Annotated in this window: 22 protein-coding genes and 2 tRNA genes; 15 read left to right on the forward strand and 9 right to left on the reverse strand. The window is 42.3% G+C overall.

The window, feature by feature from the left end:
* Nucleotides 1–257 precede the first annotated feature (257 nt).
* The 4 genes from K2Y18_10045 to K2Y18_10060 all read left to right on the forward strand — a co-directional run bounded on the left by K2Y18_10045 (nt 258) and on the right by K2Y18_10060 (nt 5,499).
* Nucleotides 258–1,991: a TIGR02452 family protein gene (locus K2Y18_10045; GenBank protein ID MBX9806070.1), complete on the forward strand. Its 1,734-nt coding sequence runs from the start codon at nt 258–260 to the stop codon at nt 1,989–1,991.
* A gap of 208 nt (nt 1,992–2,199) precedes the next feature.
* Complete coding sequence (gene alr / locus K2Y18_10050; protein ID MBX9806071.1) at nt 2,200–3,318, forward strand: alanine racemase; 1,119 nt, start codon at nt 2,200–2,202, stop codon at nt 3,316–3,318.
* Between the two features lie 6 nt (nt 3,319–3,324).
* The gene (murI, locus tag K2Y18_10055) at nt 3,325–4,167 is read left to right on the forward strand and encodes a glutamate racemase (GenBank protein MBX9806072.1); all 843 of its coding nucleotides are present in this window, start codon (nt 3,325–3,327) and stop codon (nt 4,165–4,167) included.
* Nucleotides 4,168–4,497: 330 nt separating this feature from the next.
* Nucleotides 4,498–5,499 (forward strand): hypothetical protein, encoded by a 1,002-nt coding sequence (locus K2Y18_10060; GenBank protein ID MBX9806073.1) that lies wholly within the window; start codon nt 4,498–4,500, stop codon nt 5,497–5,499.
* Between the two features lie 55 nt (nt 5,500–5,554).
* Here the strand turns inward: K2Y18_10060 and K2Y18_10065 are convergent, their stop codons facing one another.
* Nucleotides 5,555–6,493 (reverse strand): hypothetical protein, encoded by a 939-nt coding sequence (locus K2Y18_10065; protein ID MBX9806074.1) that lies wholly within the window; start codon nt 6,491–6,493, stop codon nt 5,555–5,557.
* A 132-nt stretch (nt 6,494–6,625) separates the two neighbouring features.
* Nucleotides 6,626–7,936 carry a hypothetical protein gene (locus tag K2Y18_10070; GenBank protein MBX9806075.1) on the reverse strand — a complete coding sequence of 437 codons (1,311 nt, stop codon included), beginning with the start codon at nt 7,934–7,936 and terminating at the stop codon, nt 6,626–6,628.
* Between the two features lie 345 nt (nt 7,937–8,281).
* Between K2Y18_10070 and K2Y18_10075 the strand changes: the two genes are divergently transcribed.
* From K2Y18_10075 to K2Y18_10085, 3 genes are read left to right on the forward strand one after another with little or no spacing between them, the layout of a single operon-like run.
* On the forward strand, nt 8,282–9,724 hold the full coding sequence (locus tag K2Y18_10075; GenBank protein ID MBX9806076.1) for an NADP-dependent isocitrate dehydrogenase: 1,443 nt from the start codon (nt 8,282–8,284) through the stop codon (nt 9,722–9,724).
* 9 nt (nt 9,725–9,733) lie between these two features.
* A complete protein-coding gene (locus K2Y18_10080) occupies nt 9,734–10,300 on the forward strand; it encodes a L,D-transpeptidase family protein (GenBank protein ID MBX9806077.1) in 567 nt (188 codons plus the stop codon).
* Nucleotides 10,297–10,800: a hypothetical protein gene (locus K2Y18_10085; GenBank protein ID MBX9806078.1), complete on the forward strand. Its 504-nt coding sequence runs from the start codon at nt 10,297–10,299 to the stop codon at nt 10,798–10,800. Before K2Y18_10080 ends, K2Y18_10085 begins: the two co-directional genes overlap by 4 nt.
* A 57-nt stretch (nt 10,801–10,857) precedes the next feature.
* Here K2Y18_10085 and K2Y18_10090 read toward each other — a convergent pair.
* Nucleotides 10,858–10,934, reverse strand: a tRNA-His gene (locus K2Y18_10090).
* A 161-nt stretch (nt 10,935–11,095) separates the two neighbouring features.
* Between K2Y18_10090 and K2Y18_10095 the strand changes: the two genes are divergently transcribed.
* From K2Y18_10095 to K2Y18_10105, 3 genes are all read left to right on the forward strand, one after another.
* A complete protein-coding gene (locus K2Y18_10095) occupies nt 11,096–11,482 on the forward strand; it encodes an MAPEG family protein (protein MBX9806079.1) in 387 nt (128 codons plus the stop codon).
* Between the two features lie 129 nt (nt 11,483–11,611).
* Entirely contained in the window at nt 11,612–12,169 is a 558-nt protein-coding gene (locus K2Y18_10100) for a rhodanese-like domain-containing protein (GenBank protein ID MBX9806080.1), read from the forward strand.
* A 100-nt stretch (nt 12,170–12,269) separates the two neighbouring features.
* A tRNA-Arg gene (locus K2Y18_10105) sits at nt 12,270–12,346 on the forward strand.
* Nucleotides 12,347–12,553: 207 nt separating this feature from the next.
* Here the strand turns inward: K2Y18_10105 and K2Y18_10110 are convergent.
* The 3 genes from K2Y18_10110 to K2Y18_10120 all read right to left on the reverse strand — a co-directional run bounded on the left by K2Y18_10110 (nt 12,554) and on the right by K2Y18_10120 (nt 14,984).
* Nucleotides 12,554–12,712, reverse strand: a complete 159-nt coding sequence (locus K2Y18_10110) for a hypothetical protein (protein ID MBX9806081.1) — start codon at nt 12,710–12,712, stop codon at nt 12,554–12,556.
* Nucleotides 12,681–13,835, reverse strand: a complete 1,155-nt coding sequence (locus K2Y18_10115; GenBank protein MBX9806082.1) for a class I SAM-dependent methyltransferase — start codon at nt 13,833–13,835, stop codon at nt 12,681–12,683. The genes K2Y18_10110 and K2Y18_10115 overlap by 32 nt, the downstream gene beginning before the upstream one ends.
* A 144-nt stretch (nt 13,836–13,979) precedes the next feature.
* On the reverse strand, nt 13,980–14,984 hold the full coding sequence (locus K2Y18_10120; protein ID MBX9806083.1) for a hypothetical protein: 1,005 nt from the start codon (nt 14,982–14,984) through the stop codon (nt 13,980–13,982).
* A 417-nt stretch (nt 14,985–15,401) separates the two neighbouring features.
* Here K2Y18_10120 and K2Y18_10125 point away from each other — a divergent pair, with 417 nt between their 5' ends.
* On the forward strand, nt 15,402–16,532 hold the full coding sequence (locus tag K2Y18_10125; protein ID MBX9806084.1) for a Fic family protein: 1,131 nt from the start codon (nt 15,402–15,404) through the stop codon (nt 16,530–16,532).
* On the opposite strand, the gene K2Y18_10130 is transcribed toward K2Y18_10125, so the two are convergent.
* The gene (locus K2Y18_10130) at nt 16,464–16,943 is read right to left on the reverse strand and encodes a hypothetical protein (protein ID MBX9806085.1); all 480 of its coding nucleotides are present in this window, start codon (nt 16,941–16,943) and stop codon (nt 16,464–16,466) included. The two genes, K2Y18_10125 and K2Y18_10130, sit on opposite strands and share 69 nt — an antisense overlap.
* Before the next feature lie 197 nt (nt 16,944–17,140).
* Here K2Y18_10130 and K2Y18_10135 point away from each other — a divergent pair, with 197 nt between their 5' ends.
* A complete protein-coding gene (locus K2Y18_10135; protein ID MBX9806086.1) occupies nt 17,141–17,536 on the forward strand; it encodes a hypothetical protein in 396 nt (131 codons plus the stop codon).
* Nucleotides 17,537–17,864: 328 nt separating this feature from the next.
* Here K2Y18_10135 and K2Y18_10140 read toward each other — a convergent pair whose 3' ends face one another.
* Entirely contained in the window at nt 17,865–19,022 is a 1,158-nt protein-coding gene (locus tag K2Y18_10140; GenBank protein MBX9806087.1) for a hypothetical protein, read from the reverse strand.
* 58 nt (nt 19,023–19,080) lie between these two features.
* Nucleotides 19,081–20,544, reverse strand: coding sequence for a hypothetical protein (locus tag K2Y18_10145; GenBank protein MBX9806088.1), 1,464 nt, complete (start codon nt 20,542–20,544; stop codon nt 19,081–19,083).
* A 459-nt stretch (nt 20,545–21,003) separates the two neighbouring features.
* Here K2Y18_10145 and K2Y18_10150 point away from each other — a divergent pair, with 459 nt between their 5' ends.
* The 3 genes from K2Y18_10150 to K2Y18_10160 form a co-directional block, all read left to right on the forward strand.
* Nucleotides 21,004–21,243 carry an Arm DNA-binding domain-containing protein gene (locus tag K2Y18_10150; protein ID MBX9806089.1) on the forward strand — a complete coding sequence of 80 codons (240 nt, stop codon included), beginning with the start codon at nt 21,004–21,006 and terminating at the stop codon, nt 21,241–21,243.
* Between the two features lie 187 nt (nt 21,244–21,430).
* Nucleotides 21,431–23,542, forward strand: coding sequence for a hypothetical protein (locus K2Y18_10155; protein MBX9806090.1), 2,112 nt, complete (start codon nt 21,431–21,433; stop codon nt 23,540–23,542).
* Between the two features lie 8 nt (nt 23,543–23,550).
* The coding region (locus tag K2Y18_10160) for a hypothetical protein (protein ID MBX9806091.1) at nt 23,551–24,296 on the forward strand (746 nt) is incomplete at its 3' end.

The raw sequence follows: 24,296 nt of genomic DNA on the forward strand, positions 1-24,296 counted from the left end.
CCTAGATGCACCACAAGCCTCAAAGACAGTTCATTAAGTCTCTAATTTTCAATCCACCATATGCTCATTTATTAATTTAATTTTTATGAAACAAATTGTTGCATTTTAAATTATAGACCCCATATAGATAACATGACAATTATAAAAGAACGCCAATAACTATATAATTACTTAGGATATCACATATTTACTGAAAGATTATTCGTTCACTTTTTTCAACTTTAATTATTGTCCCATCTAATAAAGGAATTCATTTAATGAAACTAAGATTTTTAGCCATGACTTTAACGGCAACCATACTTTTTGGAAACAACTCGTACGGCATAGATTTAAACAATTTGGATGGCAACTTACCAGCCAATCGCACCCCTAATAACCTGGAGCGAGCCTCAAGCGGGAAAAAAGTGCCTGCCGTTATGCAGAAATCACCGCCATCTTCCGCTCCTTCAACAAACCCGAAGGCTACATACGATAGTGCAAGGAACAATTCTGGATATGCCAGTCATGATAATAACAATCGTTGGAAATTAAAGGGTCCACCACCCGACTCCTCAGACTCTGATGAGGACAATATAACACCCGTAAAGTCTTCGGCCGTCACAAGAAGTACAACCCGTGTCAGGCCACCGCCACCAGAGTCTTCAGACTCTGATGACGACTCTCCAAAAAATAGCAATCATCCAACCAATGGAGTGCGCCCAAATTTTAAAATGTTTCTAAGGGAAAAAGGAGAAGAATCCCTATTAAATACTGGTAATCGTCTTGTACCTACACAAAAGCGAGCGATCAAGGAACTCTTCTCAAGATACCCAATCATTAATCAAGCCAATGCGAGCAATCTCTTCAGTAAAATCTTTGACTTGAGAGAAAAAGGTATTATTTTGCGGGTGCAAGCCAACGCTATTAGAGACTATTGCTCAGGTTTACTGAAAGAAAATGAGTCCAATAATTTCAACAACTTAAATCTCCAAGAGGACGCATCATACTCTGATATCGAGTCACCACGAATGACAAGATCCGTATCCAAAGGGATAAGAACATCCGTAAAGGTGACAGATGATAGATTTAGGCTCAGAAATTCATATGAATCTGTTGAGGATTACAACAAATTTATCCGTGAGTGTAACCAGTCTATATTTAAAAACTCTTTAACCAGAACAGCTCTGCGGATTGATGACTCCATAAGCTATTCGCAGCGCATAACCTTACAAGAAGCAATTTCAATGGGTGGAAAAGTCTCCCGGAGTCCTTCGAAACCAGCGGTTGTCAAAGTTGTAGCTGAGGATACCATTACAAGTGTCATAAACATGAAAGATGCCTGCAAAAAGGTTGTCGTCTTAAACTGTGGAGATCGTTTTAGACCAGGTGGTGGATATTGGAACGGGAGAACAGCCCAGGAAGAGGCCTGCTGTCGACCTTCAACATTACCAGCAATCTTATTTGCCCGAAAATCTTGGTACAATGCTCCACCTCAAGATCAGAATTTGTCAAGAGAACAGCTCGCGTTTTATGGTCTACCCCATACGAATGGTATTCATTCGCCAAATGTGCACATATTTCGGAATCCTAAAACTTACGTACCCTTAGAAAGCTCTGTCGTAGTTGATTTTGTAACCTTGGCCGCCCCAAATTTGAACGAAGCCTTTAAAGGGCGTTTTGGAGAAGAATGTGAACTCCCTAGAGGCGTCACAAAGGAAAAGTATCAACAAACAGAAGAGTATCAAAATCAGATGAGAGACAAAATAAGGCCCTTATTCCAATTAGCCATAAATTCTGGGTGCGATGGAGTTTGTGCGGCTGCGCTTGGGTGTGGTGTATTTGAAAACGACCCCAACATCGTATCACAACTGTATCTTGACGTCCTGGGGGAAGCTCCAGAACATTTGAATGGGAAAAGATATGTAGATATGTTTAAAGAAGTTCGGTTTTCAATTACACCTGGAAAAAATCATGATATTTTTTCGAATACATTGAATAACAACAATTTTTAAAATCATTATACCACATTCTAACATTTTAAACGATATACCCCCGGCGATACCGGGGGTAAATTTTAATTTATAGCCCTTCACGGCACTTTATCGACAGTTTTCCTTTAAGATCAGCCCCCAATACTCTAAATCATCTTGAATAAAGCTCCCTGTTTCTATAGAAATAAAAGAAGAGAGTCACATATTTATAGGACGTCATCCCTCGATCATGAGCCGTACCGCCGTCGCCATTTTATCCACAGAAAATTTGCTCCATAACCTCAAGGTTATTCGGGAACAAGCCCCCAAATCCAAAGTGATTGGGATGGTCAAAGCCAATGCCTATGGACATGGCCTTCGCTCCGTGTCGTCTCGCCTGGAAAAACATGTAGATATGCTGGGCGTTGCCTCCATTGATGAAGCGCTAATTTTACGAAAGATCGGCGTCCAGATCCCCATTATCCTCGCCGAAGGGGTATTTGAGCCCAATGAGTTGCTTGTTGCCTCTACCGAGGGCTTTCATGTGGTGTTTCATGAGGAAATGCAGCTTCAGTGGCTCAGCAATCTTTCTTGCCCCTTGCCCATTCAAGCCTGGCTGAAAATCGACTCCGGTATGGGGCGCTTAGGTTTTGACATCGCGAAGGCGCCTGGATTTTATGAGCAACTCTCAAAAAGCCGGCAAATTGCCCAACCCATCCGCATCATGTCCCATATGGCATGCGCAGATGATGCAGCTAACCCCTTAAATCTACAACAAATTCAAGCCTTTAATAGCTTTATTGAAAGGGTCTCTAAGACAGAGCCCACAGAGTATAGCATTTGCAACTCCGCCGGCGTTTTCCAATATCCAGAAAGCCACCACCACTTTGTGCGCCCTGGAATTGCCCTTTATGGCGCCTCCCCGATTCAAGGAAAGTCCGCCGCTGAGCTCAACTTGAAACCGGTTATGACTTTACAAACCAGCCTTATCGGCATAAAAAAAATGTCAAAGGGCTCCCCCGTCGGCTATGGGGCCCGGTACACCTGCCCCGAAGACATGCCTGTCGGCATTATCGCCTTCGGATATGGAGACGGCTATCCCCGCACGGCGCGCGACGGAACCCCCATTTTAGTGAACAACACTCGCTGCAAGCTTGTCGGGCGTGTCTCTATGGATATGATTGCCGTTGATTTGCGCCCCTGCCCCGAAGCAAAGGTCGGGGATCCTGTGATCTTATGGGGTAACGATCTTCCCATTGAAGAAGTGGCAGCATTCACTGACAACGTTTCCTATGATCTTCTCACAGGTGTTCAAAATAGAGTAAAGTTCCATTGGACACGATATATAAACACAAACATAAGTGGATAACGAATAATGGTCGATACAAGGCCAATTGGTATATTTGATAGTGGCATCGGTGGTCTCACCGTCCTCAAACAACTGCAACGCGCCCTGCCCCATGAGCATTTTGTTTATTTTGCGGATACCGCGAACCTTCCCTATGGAGAAAAGACGCCCGCGCAGATCATTGACTACGCTCGCCATACCTTGACCTGGATGCAAGATGAGGTTGGCGCCAAGCTTGTGGTTGCGGCTTGCCATACCAGCTCAGCCACGGCTCTTGATCTCGTCTCGAACGACTACACAATCCCCGTTATCGGCACGATCTACCCCATGGTAGAGACGATTCTGAAAAACCACGCGGATGCGCGCATTGGCATCATCGCAACCCCTACCTCGGTTGCCAGCCGCATGCATGAAAATATCTTGAGAAAATCAGGCTTTCAAGGGGATATCGTCTCCATCAGCTGCCCTCGATTTGTCCCCTTGATTGAAGCTGGACACATATTTGGGCCAGAATTACTTAGATTTACCAATGAATACTTAGCTGAATTTAAAAACAAGGACTTGAATACTTTGATTTATGGGTGCACACATTACCCGTGGATTTCTGATACCATTCGTCATGTTCTGCCAGATGCCGTTGATTACATTGATCCAGCGGACCACATTGCTACAAAAGTCGCCCAAGAGCTTTATAAGTATAAATTATTGAATAATTCGGAAAACAAAGGAAGCGTTGATTTCCACACAAGTGCCGCCCCAGAAACCCTTTCCTCTCAGGTGAGCCTCTTGATGTCGGTGCCGAAGCCGCTAGTTACTTTAAATAATTTAACAGCAACCGCTTCACCCAACAAGCTTGTGGTGAATCAGTAGCCTTTTCGAAAGGGCTACGCTCATAGAATGTAAATGAAATAAACAAATCCGCGTCATTGCGAGGAGATAAGACGGAGCCAAAGGCGCAGGCGTACGACGCGGCAATCCATGTATTTGTTTTTATGATGCAGAATTCGTTGATAGGAACATTGAATACATGAATTGCCACGTCGCTTTCGCTCCTCGCAATGACATAATTAGTTATCTAAAAATATTGATTTTTTTATTATTTATTTCTTAATAACCCATACTGACTAACAAACTCATTTTACCCTTGATAATTAGAAAATATTAATTATATACATACCATAATTAACAAAAGAGGCACTCATGAAATCCGTTGTTTACAATACATTTTTATTTTCAATACTTACATTTTCAACACTCGGGATGGAATCCCTTGTTGAGACAAAAGAACACCACCGCTTTTGTGGCTATATTTCAGTTGATTACAAGGAGGAAGAACAAACGAAGACCTATTTAAGTGGGTCCTGTTCTTGTATTGGCGTTATCCCTAGTACCGCTGGAAAACGGGCTATTCTCTTGAGTGCTGTCCATAACTTTGAACACGCGATCGCAGGAGCACCCTTTACTGGTTCGGTAAGTTTTGAGGCTGAGCCAGAGAAATCTCTCCTGAAACCTTATCCTATTGAGAGCGTGTACTTTCCAATAGACTTTATGACTCAGGAAGACCCACTGGATATGACGGATATTTGTGTTTGCGTGACCACCCTTCTTCCGACCGATACACCGCTTGACATCATTGAACTGTATGATGGCCCCTCCTTAGTCTATGAAGAACTCCTTGAATGCACCTTGGTTGGGTATGGAAACATGTATGGTCCAAATGTTTCGACAAAAGCTGAGCTTATCGTAGAGCGTAAATCATGCAAAACTTTTGCGAGCCTCAAAGATAATGGGAAGGAAGGGCCAGCTATAAACACTTTCCTAAAATCTTCAGTCACCTTTGAAACGTTCCATCAGACCCTTGAAACGAATGTTGAGAGTTTTGAAGATACATCCGATCGAGAAATTCAAGTTGATAAGGATACGATTGTTAAATGCCATCCGCAGCAACGGATGCCCTCAGAGGGGTGTTCGGGAGGACCCCTCGTATATGAAACCCTCAATGGCCCTCGTGTTTTAGGGGCCTATGCCAAGACGGACATTGAAGCGTATTTTCAAGCGGAGAAAATGCCCGTCGTGACTTTATCTGTCGCTCCCCTACAAACCAATCCCTGGATCTCACATATTGTGACGCTTCTCAAAGAGGGTGGCACTTTTGAAGAGACAGATAAAATTGGTGTGCACACAATGAAGCTTGAGTTGTAAACATCTCATCCGCAGGACATGCAATCCCCAAAATCTGTTGTAAATGCAAAAAAATTTACTTCCACGCAATAACATAATAACTTCCAAGACCTGCATGCAGGAACAGAGGGTCAATCTTCACGGCTTCTGTAGCTTTCAATTTTTCTTTAGCTTGTCTTGTCATCTCTTTCGATTGAGCCTCAAGGATCCGAATTGTGTCTTCAGTCAATTTCTGTGCTGCGTCAATCCCTACAAATCCTATTATCGTTTCATACATAGGAGCGGTATGTACCCTTACATCCCTAAATCCTAGTGGCCCCATCTGTTCACACATATAGTGTTCAAGTTCTGGAATCGTCTTAAATTGCAACTGCCCTTGATACATTAACTTATAGCCAAAACAGCCTTCTGTATTATTTCCAGGATAATGTCCAGGCTGCCATAATCCATCAGTACACGTTAGTATTAACGTGAAAACAAATGCCCCTCCCGGTTTAAGAGCCTTTCCAATATTCGCGATAAGTCCTGAGGAAGATAAAACTCCTGGATGATAGCTTGCATCCCAAACAACATCCCAGAAGTTAGGTCGATTTTCAGGAAATAGAACGGCTTGATGATGGGGCATTTTTAAATTGAGCACTATATCTGAACCAAAGGGATTATCGATTTCGGCACTGGCCGTGTACCAACCCTCATATCGTTGGAAGTCATACCCACCGTCATAGTCTCCGGTGAGGCAATTACTCCCTGTTGACTGGTAGGCTGGATGAAGGGCGTTGACATCCTTAATATGCCCAGCTCCCAAGGCCAACTTGCGGGGATTTTCTCCACAGCTCGCATCATACTTCCTTAAAGAAAGACGAACGTATGGCGAATTCAGATTGAGTCCCGCAAGTGAATCAAATTTCCGTTCTTCAGGGAGTTCTGGCTGCCAGTCTGGCTCAAAAGCGTCCATAGCATTACCGACAAAGGAAAGTGATAAAAGGGACAGCACCAAAGAAATTTTTTTCAGCATTTTTGAACCCTTAAATTTTGACATTTAACAATTCAATATCACAAATAGAGATTTAAAGATCAATTGGTATTTAATTTCTCGTAAGGGGGGTTGCCTAATCCTGTATGTAAACTAAACAAACCCCTCAAGAACCTATTTTAAAACTGGGGATGCTTTAATGAATTCTATATTTCTTTCACCCCAACCCCGATGTTGTAGTCCAATATCTGGATGCATCCCCCCATTGTTACAAGCCTCGAATTGATAATTGCCTGCCATTTCTCTGTTTGCTTCAGAAAAGTGGGTTGTATTGGAACCATCAAAATGCTTATCAAAAACTTGCCACCCATCACAAAACTCATTGCCATCCACCTTTTTAAAGTTAGGATGCTTGGATTGACTTGCCAAAGGCTTATCTTGAAGATAGATTGCGCCAGTTGGTTTTAACAAGCGGGATATTCTGCTCATTATATCTGTTTTCCAGTCAGCACAGTTAGAAGCGCAAGTATCAAAATATATTTTATCGACACATCCAGCAAACATTCTAATGTTTTGTAAATAGACGCCATCATAATTCTCTTGAGGAATTATCTCTTTTGGGAACATCGCTTTCAAGATTAGATCCCAATGGCTAACATCATTAAAATTACCAATCAAAACGGGCGTTTCAATTAGCGAATCCATGTTGCAAACTTGCCCCTTAGGAATCGTTGTATGCTCTGCAACATATATTCGAACAGGACATTTGAAAGGAATGGCAACTTTTTTTCTGGGGTCTGTTTGTTCACGTTTTCCTTCTTCAACCAACATCGCTGCCACATGGTCTTCATACGGGCCAGCTCCCAAAAATATATGAACTTCCCGCAATTCAGCCTGGGCTCTGCGAACCGCAAAAGTAATGGCCTCTAGGCTTTGTTCTTGGTGAACCTCTAACGGGACCATGTCAACCACGGGGCTATTATTGACTTTATAGTCTACAGGGGGTTTAGCACCCGCTGAAGCTTCCAAAACCCTTTGAAATTCTAGCTTCTCATTAAGGGATATGCTCTCTTCAAGAGCAGCAATTTGAGCAAGAACCTCTTGATCCAAGTCATCACCCGCAACATTCGATATTTGTTCAAGCAATAAGGCTAATCTTTCCTGTTCACTGGGAGGCGCTTTCCGGGCGAGCTGCTGGGGGGCTCGTGGATGAAGTTTAGGTCCATGTCGAACCGCAGCAGGTTGAAATGCAGCAGCTTGAACCGCAGCAGCTTGAACCGCAGCAGGTTGACCTTTCCTCTCCCCTATCTCAGGGATTTGTTTAGGACTTTCTTTTTGTACAGATAAAGGCGCTTTCGCCCTTGATGGCACCATGTTTGTTGTCGATGGGGGGGTGCCATTCAAATTGTTCAGGTCTATGCATTGAGTTCCATTTTGAAAGGCGATGAAACTCACAAAAGCAAGGGAAAGTATTTTTATGTTCATAATAGGTATCCTAAATAAATTCTTTAAAGTTGTGGGTGCAATTTATAATCGACTACACATTTAAATGAAGGTCTGTTTTTCGATTTGTTCTTACTTGATAACAACAATTCTTCTTTGAAAGTATATACAGAATCTTAATTGCAACGTAAAGAAGTTTCTAATAAATGACAAGCAATAGATATGACTTTTGAAATAGTTTTATAAACCATATTTTCGTGTTTATTCATCTTAAAATCTAGATACGAGGATAAGTAAAACCAACTCCCCCAACAAAGACTTGCCCTAAACTGAAAAGCGCTTATAATTTATGATATATCAACACACTTATAAGCGAGTAGACACCTCATGACAGCCCACAAAATAACCCTCATTGAAGGCGATGGTATTGGCCCTGAAGTTGTGGGCGCCACCCGCAAAATCATTGATGCCACTGGCGTTAAAATTGACTGGGAGGTCGTCGAGGCTGGCGCAGAAGTCTTTAAGAAAGGCTTGTCCACAGGCGTTCCGCAAGAAACGATTGACTCCATCCTACGCAATAAAGTCGCTCTCAAAGGTCCGTTGGAAACACCCGTTGGATTTGGTGAAAAGAGCGCTAACGTCACGTTACGCAAGATGTTTGAAACCTACGGCAATATCCGTCCCATCCAAGAGATCCCGGGCGTCATCACCCCCTACTCCGGTCGTGGTATCGACTTAGTGATTGTCCGCGAGAATGTGGAAGACCTTTATGCCGGCATTGAACATATGCAAACGCCTGGTACCGCCCAATGCCTCAAGCTGATCTCACGAAAGGGGTGTGAAAAGATAGTCCGCCTCGCCTTTGAATTTGCCCGTTCTGAGGGGCGCAAGAAAGTTCAATGTGCCACAAAAGCCAACATTATGAAGCTCACAGAAGGGCTCATGAAGCGAACCTTTGAAGACGTTGCTAAAGAATATCCTGATATTGAAGCCTACCATATCATCATTGACAACTGCGCCCACCAAATGGTGAAGACCCCTGAGAATTTTGATGTCATTGTGACCACCAACATGAATGGAGATATTTTAAGCGACCTTGGTTCTGCCCTCATTGGGGGCCTTGGCTTTGCGCCAGGAGCCAATATTGGGGATAATTATGCGATCTTTGAGGCAGTACATGGCTCGGCTCCCAAATATGCTGGCAAAAACAACATCAACCCCACAGCCGTTCTACTCTCGGGCGTGATGATGCTGCGCCACTTGAAGGAGTTTAATGCCGCCAGCCAAATCGAGCAGGCCCTGTTCCGAACCTTTGCCATCGACAAGGTCCTTACCCGCGATGCCATTGGCGACAAAGGCGCTGCCTCCACAACCGAATTCACCCAAAAGGTTATTGATAACTTAGGCAAAACGTACCCCGGCTATAAGGTGCGCGAACATAAAGCCCTTAAAATTCCCCATATCTCTAACGCCCCTGACTTTGTCAAAGTCGAGACACGGTCCGTCAGCGGCATCGATGTATTTATTGAGTCAGCGTTGACTGCTGATGAGCTTGGTCAAACTCTTGAGCGAACAGCTGCTGATACGGCTTTCACCCTCAAAGGCATTTCCTGCCGTGGTGTCAAGGTATACCCCGCATCGGGCCCAAAACTCGACCCGGCCGATCTCTTCCGGTGCCGTTTTATGAGCCACGACGGATCTGATGTAGATGACGCCAGAATATACGACCTCCTAGAGCGTATCACGCCACACCATCGCTGGACGCATCTTGAGAAACTCAATGTATTTGATGGCGTTCCAGCCTTCTCTAAAGATCATGGTGAGGATTAAGAGATCATGATGCTGTCCGGTGACCTTCTCACCCTCACCTCTCCCACAACCCTTGAGCGTGACGGCAAAATCTTTGACTGTCGTACAGGCCGCGGGGGGATTCGAGCGACCAAGGTTGAAGGCGATGGTGCCACCCCCATTGGCATATTTCCCTTACGGCAAGTTTTCTATCGCCCCGATCGGATTCGCCCCTTTGCCTGTGATTTACCCATGGTGAGTCTCACGCCCATAGACGGCTGGTGCGACGACCCTACGGACCCTTTGTATAACCAACTCATCAAAACCCCTTATGCCGGCAATCATGAGATCCTTTGGCGGGAAGACCATGTGTATGATATATTGATTGTCATTGGCTATAATGATGATCCCGTTATTGCGCCGAAAGGAAGCGCGATCTTCATCCATTTGCTCAACGATGACCAAACACCCACAGCCGGATGTATTGCCCTTGCTCGGGGAGATTTAATTGAGCTTTTAGGGGATATCACCCCGTCAACTCAACTCGTTGTACCTGCCCATCTGGATCAAGCCATTTCTCCCCTCATGTCAACTGTTTTGCAGGAGAATCACTCATGAATTTCCTCAATCACGACTGGCTTGGTTACGCGGCTACCCCTGAGGAGGCCTTTCGAATCATCCGAGATACCGGCATCTATTATCTGGGCGTATCTATTGCCTACGTGCTTTCTTATCTCTATATGCTCCCCCATTCTCAAAACGTACTAAAGAACAATAAGATTCATTTAGTTGCCATGATGTTGTGGGGAGTTGCAGGATTGTGCCTGACATATCCCTCTCCATTTTTGACCACATTCTTTAGCTTTTTTGTCACTGCATTGTCTTTATTCGTCCTATGGAACCTCAGCTTCACAAGCGTTCTCGCCTCCCAGATTCCTTTGAGCTATGAAACGGTAAAAACAGACAACAAACGAGCGCTCTACGCCATGACCTCCTTAAAGAAAAGGAATCGCACCCTTGACGATATTTTGGGAGGTTCGATCATGAATGAGCAGATATTATGGCTTCTTATTTTCTACCGTTCTGCTATTACCTTGAGGGCAGTGTTTGGATTGTGAGGGGGGGTATATGTCAACCCACCAGTTCATTCTATCAAAGGAAACTGAAAGGGATAATGGGGCGAGTGACCGGATTTGAACCGGCGGCATCCAGGACCACAACCTGGCGCTCTAACCAACTGAGCTACACCCGCCACATACCTTCAAGTTCTATCCTTTTCCCCCTTAAGCCGTCAAGGGTCTTATCAAATGCGTGACCATTTCTCTTGGCCCCACTTGAACTTATCTCCCCTTCCCGCTTATGATGGGATATTAAGGGAATAAGTTACCCACGCCACTTGAGGGGGGTTATGACATGGCATTACACGCGAGCATCCTATTTTCTGGAATTTTTGGTCTCCTCTACATTTATTTATCAGCTCAAGTCACATTGCTGCGCGTTAAGTATCAAGTTGGTCTTGGCCATGGGGGACACTTAGACTTGCTCAAAGCTATTCGCATTCATGGGAATTTCTCCGAATATGTTCCCTTCGCTCTTTTTCTCATGTTCTTGAGTGAGCTTATTGGCGGGCAGAGTTGGATGATCCACACCTTGGGCGTCATCCTTGTTATTGCGCGCGTTCTTCACATCGTTGGCCTTCGAAAAACGGAAGGACCCTCGATTTATCGACTCCTTGGAGCCTCCTTAACTTGGGCTGTCATCCTCATATTCTCTGTCTTTTGCCTCGTTTCGGCTATTTAGTAACTTAACTTTTATACGACAGGGAATTTATTTAAGAAACATTCATTGACTTATTAAGCTCTAAATTTACGAATATTTAAGAGATTCTCTTCTAAAATAGAAGAAAGTTGTTTTAGATGAGGAATAGTCATGACGATAAAAACAATTATACCTATGGATTTATATCGGCGGATCAAGATGGGACACAACGTCGTCCTTGTCGATGTCCGCACACAAGATGAATTTGATGAAGGTCACATCCAAAACGCCCTCTCGTTTCCTATAGAATTCTTCTTTGCGAAAGACGTTATTCAGAAGATCAATACGACTTACCCGGAATCCCCAACAATTTATGTCATTAGTGGATCCGGATCCAAGGCAAACGAGGCAACGTTGCTCCTTGCGGCTGAAAACTATGAATACATTATGTTAGTTGAAGGCGGCATGCAGGCCTGGGAAAAAATAGGCCTTCCCGTAAGGCGTCCAAGATCTAAGCTGATCGCAGGTCAACACCTCGAGATCACTCAACAAATCCTGATCGCCATTGGCGGTACTGTTACAGTTGCAACACTTCTTGGGACTCTTGTAAACTCAGCGTTCCTTGCCATCACTCTCTTGGCAGGTATGGGCATAGCCTATGAGGGAATCTTTGGCACTGACTACTTACGCCAATTCCTGGCAAGAATGTCTTGGAATCGGGAAGGATAGTCTCCTTACTTCATAATTCTTGTTTGATAAGCAAGTTTCTCTTATAAAGGGGATATGCTATTCGCATGCGCGCTCTCGTGCTAAGATCACAGAGGCCAATGTTCCCGTAGCTCAGCAGGATAGAGCGCAAGATTCCTAATCTTGAGGCCGTGGGTTCGAATCCCGCCGGGAACGCCATATAAATAAAAATCCGTAAAATCAAGAGCATAGAGCGAAGCGTCTCTTGAGTTTGGGGATTTTTGTTTATAAAGTGACCCTCGGGGGATGAGAACCCACCTGTGGGGTCGGGCTGAAGCAACGCCCGTAAGGGTGGTAATCCCGCCGGGAACGCCAAATAAAGAAAAATCTATAAAGTCAAGAGTTCAAGCGCAGCGTCTCTTGAGCTTATAGATTTTTGTTTATAAAGTGACCTTCGAGGGTGAGAACCCACCTGTGGGGTCGGGCTGATGCAACGCCCGTAAGGGTGGTAATCCCGCCGGGAACGCCATCCGCCTTCGGTATCTCGCCAGGCTTATAAGTCTGGGGGCGGATTATAGACGGCAATGACTCCCGCTGAATCACCGAGATCATTAGGTGTTACCTCAAGTAATATATGTCCATTTTTGCCGATATGAAATGCTAATGGATTCTCAAAACCATGATCTGATACAAGTTTGCCAAGAGCTTCAGGTGAGTATATACGCGAAGTCGATTTATGAAAGAAGATAGAGCCAAAAGTTATCGTCCTCAAAAGTTTCTTTTCTTCTTTTAGGATGGCATCAATCTTTTTTCGGATCTGCACATCTTGCAACTGCTTTGCTTCAGGCATGGCAACCCAATTGTTCTTAAGTTCTGATCCCACTCTCGTCATCATATTTGGATGCCTCATATAAATCCTAAGTTTTTGATACTCCTTCGGATCCAGATCCTCACTACATTCTTCGTCACTTAATTGAACCCTTTTTAAAGGCAAGCTGACTTCTTCTTGATTACTTTGAATGAAAAGATAAGAAACCGTCCTTCGAGTTAGGAAGGGGGTTTGTACACATGTCGGATATCGCAGCCCATTTGTTGTAAAGATAATGCGACCCTTCGGTTTCAAAAGTGATTTTATAATTGAAAATAGGAAATTCTGTTCCTTGTCAGTGAAAAAATGCAAGAAATTACCCGCATAAATAATATCAACTTGAGAAATTAAGTCTGGACGTTCTTTTAAAATATCAAAAACACTACAGCAGACAGATTCCAGTTGATCTGCCACCTCAGGAAGTGATGCTTTTCTCTGCTCAAATAGAGCAACCTCCTTTGGGTTAAAATCCAACAAAAGTGAACGCTTCGCCCCCGCAAAGGCAAATAGCGTGGCAAGAGATCCATCAGCACCGGCTAATTCCAAGACGGTTTTACCCGGGCTAAGTCTCATCGTATACGCAACGGTTTCAGGGTTCATACACATGAGTATTCCATATTTTGACTCATTTCCATCAGGATGAATACCACGCGGTGCAACCTCATAACGGGACTCTACAAGCGCAACAACTTTGGAAAACGTTGGTTCCATACGAAATTCTGGAAGAAGGAGGGGTTTTAAAACATCAGGATCAGACAACTTGGTATGTCGTTCGAAGGCCTTTTCCCCAACATCATCCATTGATAAAACTGCATTTAGGTTTATTAATACGAAAAACATAAATAAAATTCTCTGAAACATCTTATTTCCTCGCTGATCGGTTTATCGTTTTGTCCTTTAAATGTAATTAGTTTAATACAAAATGGGAAAAGACACATTAGCAATTGTTTGTCGTTCCTCTTCATAATCAAAGAACAACACCCTTTATTTGGTCGTATCTGCAGGATAGGCATCCTCTCTTATTTCAGCTAGCCGACGGGTCACTTTTCTAAGTCGAAGAAACTCTTTTTCCTTTTTACTCACTGAAAGAAACAATATATATAGGGCAATTTTTTCATGGGTTTCACATAATTCTTCATACATTCCCATACAAGTCATCGCAAACCTTAAAAATCGTTCCCCACTCATTTTTGTTACTATTTCTTCATATGATTTTTGAAAACCTTGGGGTTTTGCAGTAATCCTTGAAGAAATATTGGTTTTTTGTTCCTCTTCAACCTTGCGTAAAAATAATAGGCTACCCTTAACTGTCTCTGGCTGGATAGGCGTAGCACCCTTCCTTAACTCCTCCTGTAGGGTATTTGTCACACGATCTAGGATGCTTTTATCACAAAACCATTCACAAGGTAAAACAGGCGTTGCTGGACGTTCATCTGAAAATACTCCACCAACGTCTAAAGTACCAATTAACTGTCCAAAAATTTCAGTGGGTGGACCTTTTTCCCATGAGTCACTCATGAAGCCCTTCTCCCAGTCGAGTTCAGAATTGCATAATTTGTTATCTTTTTTTCTTTGAATTCTAATAAATGTATCTCGAATTTCTAGACTCACGTGCTTAAAAATCTCAAAAACCAGAATCCTATCCCTATCATCGGACTTCTCATAGATGGCCTTACACAAAGATGCGAAATAGAGAAAGGCGCCTTGATTCATTTTTGTACATTGTTCTTCGAGCATCTTGTTAAATTGCTCGGGTCTAAATACAGCTTTATTAATGTCAATATCATCTTTAATTTGTATGCGCTTCATTACCTCTCTTAATTCTACTTCTGAAATAATTTCCTTGCGCCAAAACTTTCCGCCAAAAGTATCCGTAAGATTGTACAGAGTCCTATAATTGTCAAGGGGCCGAATATCGCTCCCAACTGCAGGATTTATGATTAAACAAACAACAAGGGGCAATACAATGTGTAAAAATGGTTTTTTCATGACAGCCCTCTTTTCTTTTAATATGAAATATTAACACATTCTTTTTGTGCACCCAAATTATATCCTTCAGGTGACAATTTGGTGACAATGGGTTTTGGAGATGGATATTTAACAGCACAAAAGACCAACTATCTTATTGTTTTTATGGTGTTATTTGCAAACTCCAACACCCCCTTACCCTCTTGATTCCTAATCTTGAGGCCGTGGGGTCGGGCTGAAGCAACGCACTTGTGCGGTAATCCCGCCGGGAACGCCATATAAAGAAAAATTCCTAAAATCAAAAGCATAGAGCGAAGCATTTCTGGAAGCTTTTATAATTTTAGTTTTTTCAATAGCCTACTGCTTCAATGTGCAGAATTGTGCAAATTCAAGAATAAAAATATTGCACAATTCTGCACAATTCTGCACAATAGGGGCATGGAACACTCATTTGACCTCACGCCGCAGCTTGTTAAAGCATTAAATCAATTAGATAATGCTTATGCTGAGGCTTATATAACTTTGCAAAACTCTTCAGATGAAGAACGCCAAGCTCTTCATCGATACGCCCGTATTAGCATGGTTGGCGCGTCAACTCGAATAGAAAACGCCCAACTAACTGACTCAGAAGTGAGTTGGTTGGATACAATACTATCGGAAGACGGTAAAACGACTGCATTAGATCAGAATCGCACTTTGATAGAGGATAAGCTCTCAAAAGATAGAGAAAGAAGTATCGAAGAAGTCGCAGGGTGTCGAGCTATGCTTCTTTATATTTATGAACAATACAAGGACTTAGTACCCCTTACAGAAATTGAGCTTCGTAGTCTCCATCATATTTTAATGAGGGATTACCAAAAAGCCCTCCCCTACGCAGGTAGTTACAAAATACAATCTAATTCAGTTAGGGCGCACAATAATCAAATAGGAGAAAGTCGCATTGTGTTCCTAACAGCCGATGCAGGCCCTATAACAGCATCTGCGATGAAAGACTTGGTAGAATGGTACAATGAAATTTCACCCCTTTCACCTTGGACTGTTGTGGCTGCCTCAGAGTTTGTCTATCGCTTTTTGGCAATTCACCCATTCCAAGACGGAAATGGGAGGATGGGAAGAGGACTATTTTTGCTGACCTTATTGCAATCACCATCAAATGTTATTTCCACAGTCTCCAGATACCTTGCCATTGATCGCTATATTGAGAAACACAAAGAAGATTATTATGCTGTATTAAATAGGTGCTCAGAAGGACAGTACCGCCAGAACCCTAAAGAATATAAGATTCAGTATTTTGTAAAGTTTATGATCAAAGTTCTCCTCGAAGCGGTTGAGGGCATTCAAATAGCTAAACAAAAATTTGCAGCTGAAAAAAAACTTTCCGAGGCTGCACAAAAAATTCTCACTTGCTTTAAAGAACAACCTGAAATTCGTTTAACTACTGGGAAAATCATAGAGCTAACGGGTTTAAGACGTAGAGGTCTGATTTACGCTTTAAATACACTACTTGAATACAAAATGATTCAACGATATGGGCAAGGTCGTGCAGTTGCGTATCAACTGATATTCTAATAAGTCTGGACGTTCTTTTAAAATATCAAAAACACTACAGCAGACAGATTCCAGTTGATCTGCCACCTCAGGAAGTGATGCTTTTCTCTGCTCAAATAGAGCAACCTCCTTTGGGTTAAAATCCAACAAAAGTGAACGCTTCGCCCCCGCAAAGGCAAATAGCGTGGCAAGAGATCCATCAGCACCGGCTAATTCCAAGACGGTTTTACCCGGGCTAAGTCTCATCGTATACGCAACGGTTTCAGGGTTCATACACATGGGTAATCCGTATTTTGACACTTGTCCCTCCACATGAATACCACGCGGTGCAACCTCATAACGGGATTCTACAAGTGCAACAACTTTTGAAAACGTTGGTTCCGTTCGAAATTCTGGAAGAAGGAGGAGTTTTAAAACATCAGGATCAGACAACTTGGTATGGATGTCCCTCCTTGCTCAACATTCACCTCGTCCTCACACACCCGTTGAGGGGGCAAAGAAGGGTTTAGCCAAGCACGCGACCCCTTAACGATATGTTCACCTTTCTGTGGGAAGATTATAACTAGGGTGCCTAAAGGAGGTAACCCAAGAAATCTGCCCATAGGACCAGTCTATAAGGATGATGAAGCATGGTTAAGTACAGTATTCGGTTAATTTCTTTCATGGCTTTATTGAGCTGCCTAAGCGGAACCATAGAGCAAACCATGGGGTCAGATGATGAATTAATCCTCGATGAAGGATTCGCTGAGTCGTATTCCCATCAATTGTATCTGGCCCTTCAAGATCACAAAATTGAAGCAGAGCACTCTGATTGTACCCACAATTGTGAAAAAATGTTTCATTCTAAACAGGAACCACTGCTCGCCAGAATACAGAAGGAATATCCTAATATCCATATAATGCCAGCGAATAAGAGGGATTCCTATTCAAGAATGATGGCCACTATATCTGCCGAAAAAGCGAAATGTCTAGCCGATTGCGGGCATGCAGCCATCAGCCGGAACAAGCAAAAAAGGAAGCCATGACGGGTGCTCGCTAAAGTTAAGTTAATAAACAGGCAATGAATTTGTTTTCATCGATCACCCCCGGAAAACAGCGTAAGATTGTGCCAAAGTATATATTGATGGGCTTCAAGAGCCCTATAAAAATAGCCCCAAAGAGATTCCTTGGAGCTATGATTGGACACGAACTGATTTTAAAACTCTTATTCAATACACATCGAGGGTCTCAGGGAAACTAATTTTTCAATAAGCTCCTCCGTCATCTCGAACCTACATCCCAGTTTCAGCACTCTTAGGTTTCGGCAATTCTCAGCAACATAGCATTCCGCCCAGCCTCTGAACATGATGCCACTTATTTCTGAGGCTTATGGTCTGTACCATGACCAAAAGTCAATGAATAATCCCCACAGATGAATAAGATGCCCTCTTGAATATTCATCATCAAGTTGACTTCGTTTACATCGTCGCCCACCATTTGTGCAATGGGAGCGTACCGGCGGTACGGCAGTGGTTCGCAAAAATTATCTTTCACAGTTCTCCTTGAAACATCTTCTGGCGCAGCCAGAAGATAATGCTTTAAGTCTAAATCGTTGAAGTCGCTTCCGGTCCAGGTAATCAGGAACGGCATCCTGGTTTTATTTTGATTCCAATATTCTCTGAGAGATTCTAAATATGTCGCAGTCCCGTCTTCATTCCTGTTGAACAGATCCCAGAGGGTTATCTTTATCTCGAGTTTCCTTATAGCTGGATCTATTGGCCCTTTTCGAAGACCCGTCATAAAGCACACAAAATTACCCATACGATCGGTGGGTCTTAATGGAATCGTATCTTCCACCGGATTTACCAGGTTTGATAATTTATAGAATATCCCCTTTGTTGTGGGATCCGGCCTACAATGCAACTGGCCTGTTAAAAATAGACGAAGCCTATCTATTCCCTCTCTTGAAACGATGCCGTACTTTTTCGCAAGCCACAATAATTGAATGAAATCAACAGATTGAATCATTCTCTTGCAAGTCAGTCGAAGATTAAGAAGACAATCATACTGTTCTTTTCGTTCCCAGGAGGCGACAACCGCTGGCTGTATAATTCGACTCTGTATGAAAGACCAAGGTAATTTAGTATCTAGCTGTTGATTCATTGGTTGAACGAGTTGTAATGGTTGCATCAGTGGAATCCCACAGGTTTTCTCCTGAATAGCTTCATCGTTGTTTTCAACTTTAGCGCGCTTATGTGGCGATGTGGCACTTTCTGAAGACTCATTATCAGAATAGTAAGAATGGTCTGAGCGACTCCTTTTGTCTGCGTCATCATCAGAAGAGCTAGACCCAAGCCCATTTAAATCCACAAGCTGCTCATAATCCTCATAGTTATTATAATCCATCCCTTGAGTCGTTTGGGGTGAAGCTAAGCTGAGGGTCACTCCTAAATATGTGATCAATATTTTTACATGTTTGTTCATATTCATTTTCTCTATATTCTTTATATTTTTGACATTTTTTCCGATCATGGTGAGAATCCCTCGGCCTCCTCACCATGCTCTACAAAAGTAGCTTTCAAAAGGGCACTTATCCGTTAAATTTACGCCCTTTTACTATTTTATTAAACTCAAAGATGGACTCTTGGCACATCTCATATAACTCTGCGTAAAATTGGCTCTTAGCTTGGAGAGCATCATGATACCGATAATTTTCAGGCGTTTTGTCAAAGGCCTTTTTGGAACTTTCTTTAAGAAAATTAAGGCAAAGCAAAGCTCCATCATTTGATAGAGTTTCTGGTATTTCAAATCCGACAGTTTTATTCCTATGGGCAGAGGTTTCGTAAACTGGGACTCTATCTACGCTAAATGTTCGCATATCGTCATATTGTTTAAATCGAGTAGCTGCTTGACTTATCATTTTCTTAGCGGGTTTGAAGCTTTCCCTTTTTTTCAATAACTGTATTCGTTGTTGAAGATGTGCAATATTTCCATCGTTTCTTTGGGCCATTTCTATGCACTCTTTAAGTCTTTGTGCCCAACGTATCACAAATTCATGAATATCTTTAAACTCGTGATAAAAATGAGATTCATAATATAATTTCTCCCTTCTCCAATCGGTAGGGTTCATTTTTGTAGGTTCACGAAGCTGACTTTGTAATTTCTCTATACAGTCTTCTGCCCTTGTTTTTACTGGTTGAACGACCACGACCCTCGGCATCTTAGGCTGAGGAGCCTGCTTTTCGGACAAATCAGGAACGAGCATCGGAGGTGGCATAGAAGTTATGGGATTAGGGTTGAACTGTTCGTCAACAAGCCTCATCAAATAGTCAAAGGGGTCATTCGTACAAAAGTCATTTATCTTAACAGGCGTCCTGCCGAAGATACCTTCATAATCAATATTTTCTAAATCCCATTTGGGAAATTTAGTACCCGCGCAGTTTGTTGAATCATTAGAATCAGCCGAGTTAGAACCATCATCACTCGGGTCAGAGCTAATGTCCCTTCCCCAATCAAAAATTGGCAGTCCTCTCTTGCCTTCAAGACTCAAAGGCGTTTTTTCTGCTCTATCCCTTTTTTGTCCTTGAGGCATTGGATTATTTTCATTGACTTGTTCTTGTGATACAGCAATTTTATGTTGTCTTTTTTGAAGTCTCTTTGCTCTTGCCTCACTCTGCTTAGATCTATCCTCAATTTGAGAGGGATCACCAGACTTCTGCTTCTTAGATTGGTTTCTCTGTCTTGCTTTCTCTCCTTTGGCATTCTTGGCGACTTGCTTTTGAATAAGCACCTGTAGCATTTCTTCATCGTTTTCAAAATGAAGCCCAGATTGATATGCAATATTATTTACATACCAAGAATCTTTTTTGGGTGGCAAATCTTGAGCAGGCATTTCATCTTCATTAGTAAGATCAGAAGACCTTTCCGTTCTTTTGGTGACGGCGCTTTTCTTCTGGTGAAGATCACTCATGGGTTCTTCTTCGTCCATAGCGATTGTAATAGGCGATGCTAATATACCAAATGACAATGCTGCTAGCATAAAATATTTGTTCATAATTTTTCCAATTTCAAATGAGTTGAGGGGGTTTTATAACCACTTTTCTATATGCATATAAGTATATCAAAATACAAATTCAAGTAGTTTGTTAATTTAACTAGCTTATTTTGTTTGTTTTTTATAAATACGTGGTCATTATGGATTTGGCCCGTTTTTGAATTTACTAAAGCTTACCCTCAAATGCCTCTCGAAATCGATTCTTGTGGTGATAATTTGGTGATAATTAAATTTCAGTATGGAGAGCTGTTTCCTCAAGAGCTAAGGAAACAATGGTGCCGGCTGCAGGAGTCGAACCCGCAACCTACTGTTTACATACAGTAGGACTTATCTTATCAGCGCTTCCCCATAGATCTATAAACGTATGAAAATAGGACACTTTTTTAAAAATAACCTCTCATTAATCAACAATAAATCGCATTAAATCGATTTCTATTGCTGCCGGATCTATAATTTATTATGACCAGCGAACAGGAGGAAGATATGCAAGACGGCAAGAAGCTAACCAAGCGGGTTGTTGAAAGCATTAAGCTAGATAAGAGTGTAGAAGTACTTGTTTGGGATTCTGAGATCAAGGGTTTTGCTGTAAAGGTCTATCCAACAGGCCGCAAGACATATTTTGTGCAATATCGTAATGGACTTCTGCGGACACGTCGCAAAAAGATTGGCGTTCATGGAACCTATCAGCAAACCTTATAAATTGAGCCCATGAACACAAGACACTGTGTACCCCGTGTTACTACGGGATTGATAAATTCGATCACTCCCCTGATAATAACCTTTAACAAAGGACAAGATGTTGCTTTGACGGCAAAAAATATGAGATCCATACTGCCTAAATCTGAATAGCAGTTATAGGTTCATCATACTAGGAAAGGAAATTGTTATGAAAAAAGTTAAATGTATTGCCTTATTGGCAGCCATATTCTTAAGTTCAATTCCCCTCATGGGGATGGATTCAGATGACGATTCAGGTGACCATGGTGACGAGGGTTTTAGAAGTTCGTTAAGTGAAGAGCAACTTACCACTATTTGCCCTTTCTTATACATGGAGGATGGCCAGGGGGTCGCTTTAAAATTAAAAGAGCCAGACCTAAAGACAGTCTATAGACAATGTGCAGAATACAATAACTATCCCTTTTCATTACCCGATGATCGTGTTGAAGAAAATACAGTATGTTTTTCTCGACAAGGCGCATCCTCACTTGATCAAGCACCAGAACCGGTATTAGCTACCATATTGCCTATTATACAGTCATCGGTAACTCAAATTATCCTTCAAGATTGCCCAAATGTTGAGAAGCTCATCCGATTAAAGGATCAACTGCCCGGACAACCTGATGGTCCCCATAGAAAAGCTTACGGATTTCATTTGTTTGGGGATGCCAATGTAAATCTTGGTAACCTTAGAGGTTTATTGAATGCATGGGGTGGAAGTCCTGCCTCATGTAAGCATCTCGATTTTGCCATCAGAAATCTAAGAGATGATGCAGCCAGAAAACTTGTTCTGACAACAATCCTAGAAATCCTAGATTTAGCAGCCTGCAGTGACCTTCAAACTTTAAGCATCCGGTTCATGCATCTCACGAACGCAGACTTGGATCTTTTGACCCAAACGCTTGTGAAAAAATCACGCCCGCTAAAGCGCTTAATCTTATCATTTAATGATTTAGATGATGGTGTATTAGGAAAGGATGGGCTTATAGACCAATTACTCAAAAGCACAAAAAATTTGTCTAAGTTTTCTATCCTAGATCTTAAAGGCAATAAATTTGCGAATCCTGGTTTATGGGATATTAATCTAGGGCTCAGGACACGATGCCGATATGTTCAAAGAGAAGGAGGAGATACCCCGAAGCTTTCATTTTGTTTTAGTGGTTTATCCCCCAAGGATTTAAAAGGGCCAAAAGCTTCAGACGTACTAAATGCAAATGCCAGTTTTGATCAGCCAGATGATCTGCCAAAACCGTTTTCTTTTAGTGATATTCAAGCAATAAAAGATGCCTTTGACGGCGTTGGGGATCCCCCAGCAAAAGTTAAAAGGGTATGGTTCTTAAAAAATAGTCCTTACTGTAATTTAGCTGATCAAATGCTCGTGCTTAGGCATGGACGTCACAGATCTTGGACAACAATTGACCTAACTGATCGCGCACTTGAGAGGCATTCTGATGTCGAGCTCATTTTAAGGCATGTTTTAAATTCAGCTGCTTTAAGAAACCTCAAATTAGCTGGAGCATTTAGAGAACGCGTTGATATGGAAGTAGTATCTCATCAGACAGTTTTAAGAACCCTTCGTCGGTTTAATGCCCTTACGGTATTGTCATTAGCTCAAAACCGTTTGGGCTTAATTGCAGGAACTTATCAAGACATTATCGAGGACTTAAGCACGCTCCAAGCGATTGATTATTCACACAATCAAATTGGACAGGCGGGGGGCGAAACAAGGAGTTTCCTTGAAGGATTAGAGCTCGGCTTAGACCAACAAAGAGAGATCAGAGCCCTTAATTTAAGTCATAATATCTTTTCGGATGACAATTTTAGTGATCTATTGGTGGCAATAGGTAGGAGTCCGCAATTAGCGATTTGTGATCTTTCTTGGAATCAGATTAAATTCGAGGAAGGACTTCAAAATGTATTCATTAACAGATTAATCAACTTATTATCTGCTAACCCTCCCACACTTCTTCACATTGATCTTACGCAAAATCCGATTGCGCCAGAAACTGTGGAAAGAATCATTGCTGCCTATCGTGAAAAAATGGCGACCAACCCGCAACATTTATGGCCGATACTCTCTATTAATGCGCGAATGGGTGATGGGACTTATACCCCTGTTCAAGAAATTGGAAACGCGCGGGTATTGTTAAAATTGGCAAAAGTATATGATCAACAAGAAGAAGCCTATATACAAGAGTGGTCAAATATTGTTCCTAAAGACACAATAAGGGCTCTTCGATATTTCAATAAAGCGATCAGCAAAAAACAAGCTGGGGAATGAGGAGAAAAATGATGATGAATAATTTAAAGAGTCTGGCATTTGGTCTATTGCTTGTTGTTTTCGCGATGTCTACTACTAAAACATTGGACGATGTAAACCGTATGTCTCTATATCTTCAAGGCACATCAGGAGCTTTAGCAAAGGAAATGGACGAGCCAAGAATAAGCGAAATTCTAAGAGAAGGAAGTGCTTCATGGAGTACATTGCCTGAGAAGGATCAACGCAAAGCTCACAAGCGTATGATTGCTCATCCAGAAGAAAAAGCTATCAAAATCATCGAAGACTTACACGCCAGGAGTGCCAAGAGCACAAAGGATAGGACGCTTCTTCGTGAGCAATTTAAACAGCTTCAGATCACCCCGACAAATGATCAAGAGGTCGCTGGACTTCATCTTATTCAGCTTCAAAGAAGTAAATTTTCCGAACAGGATATTTTTGCAACTGTGTATCTTCAAACCAACAAGAGTCGTCTAAAAAAACCTTTATTAGAGCCTTCGTTAGAGGAGATCAATGCTGCTAAACGTTTAATTGAGTTAAATCTTAAAATTACCCGAAAGAAGCTTGAAGCAACGCTTCATCTTCAGACCAATCAAGGTAATGCGTTGAAAACGACCATCTTAGCTCCAAGTGCTAAAGAAATTAAAGCCGCCAAATCATTGAAAGCTCGCGCTGATGTCTTTTCAACTGAGCAGCTTCATCAAGAATGCCAAAGTCGCAAAATGAAAAAAGGAAGTAAAGTGTCGGCTCAAATAAT

It is taken from the genome of Alphaproteobacteria bacterium (assembly GCA_019746225.1).
In the GTDB taxonomy this organism is placed as follows: domain Bacteria; phylum Pseudomonadota; class Alphaproteobacteria; order Paracaedibacterales; family VGCI01; genus VGCI01.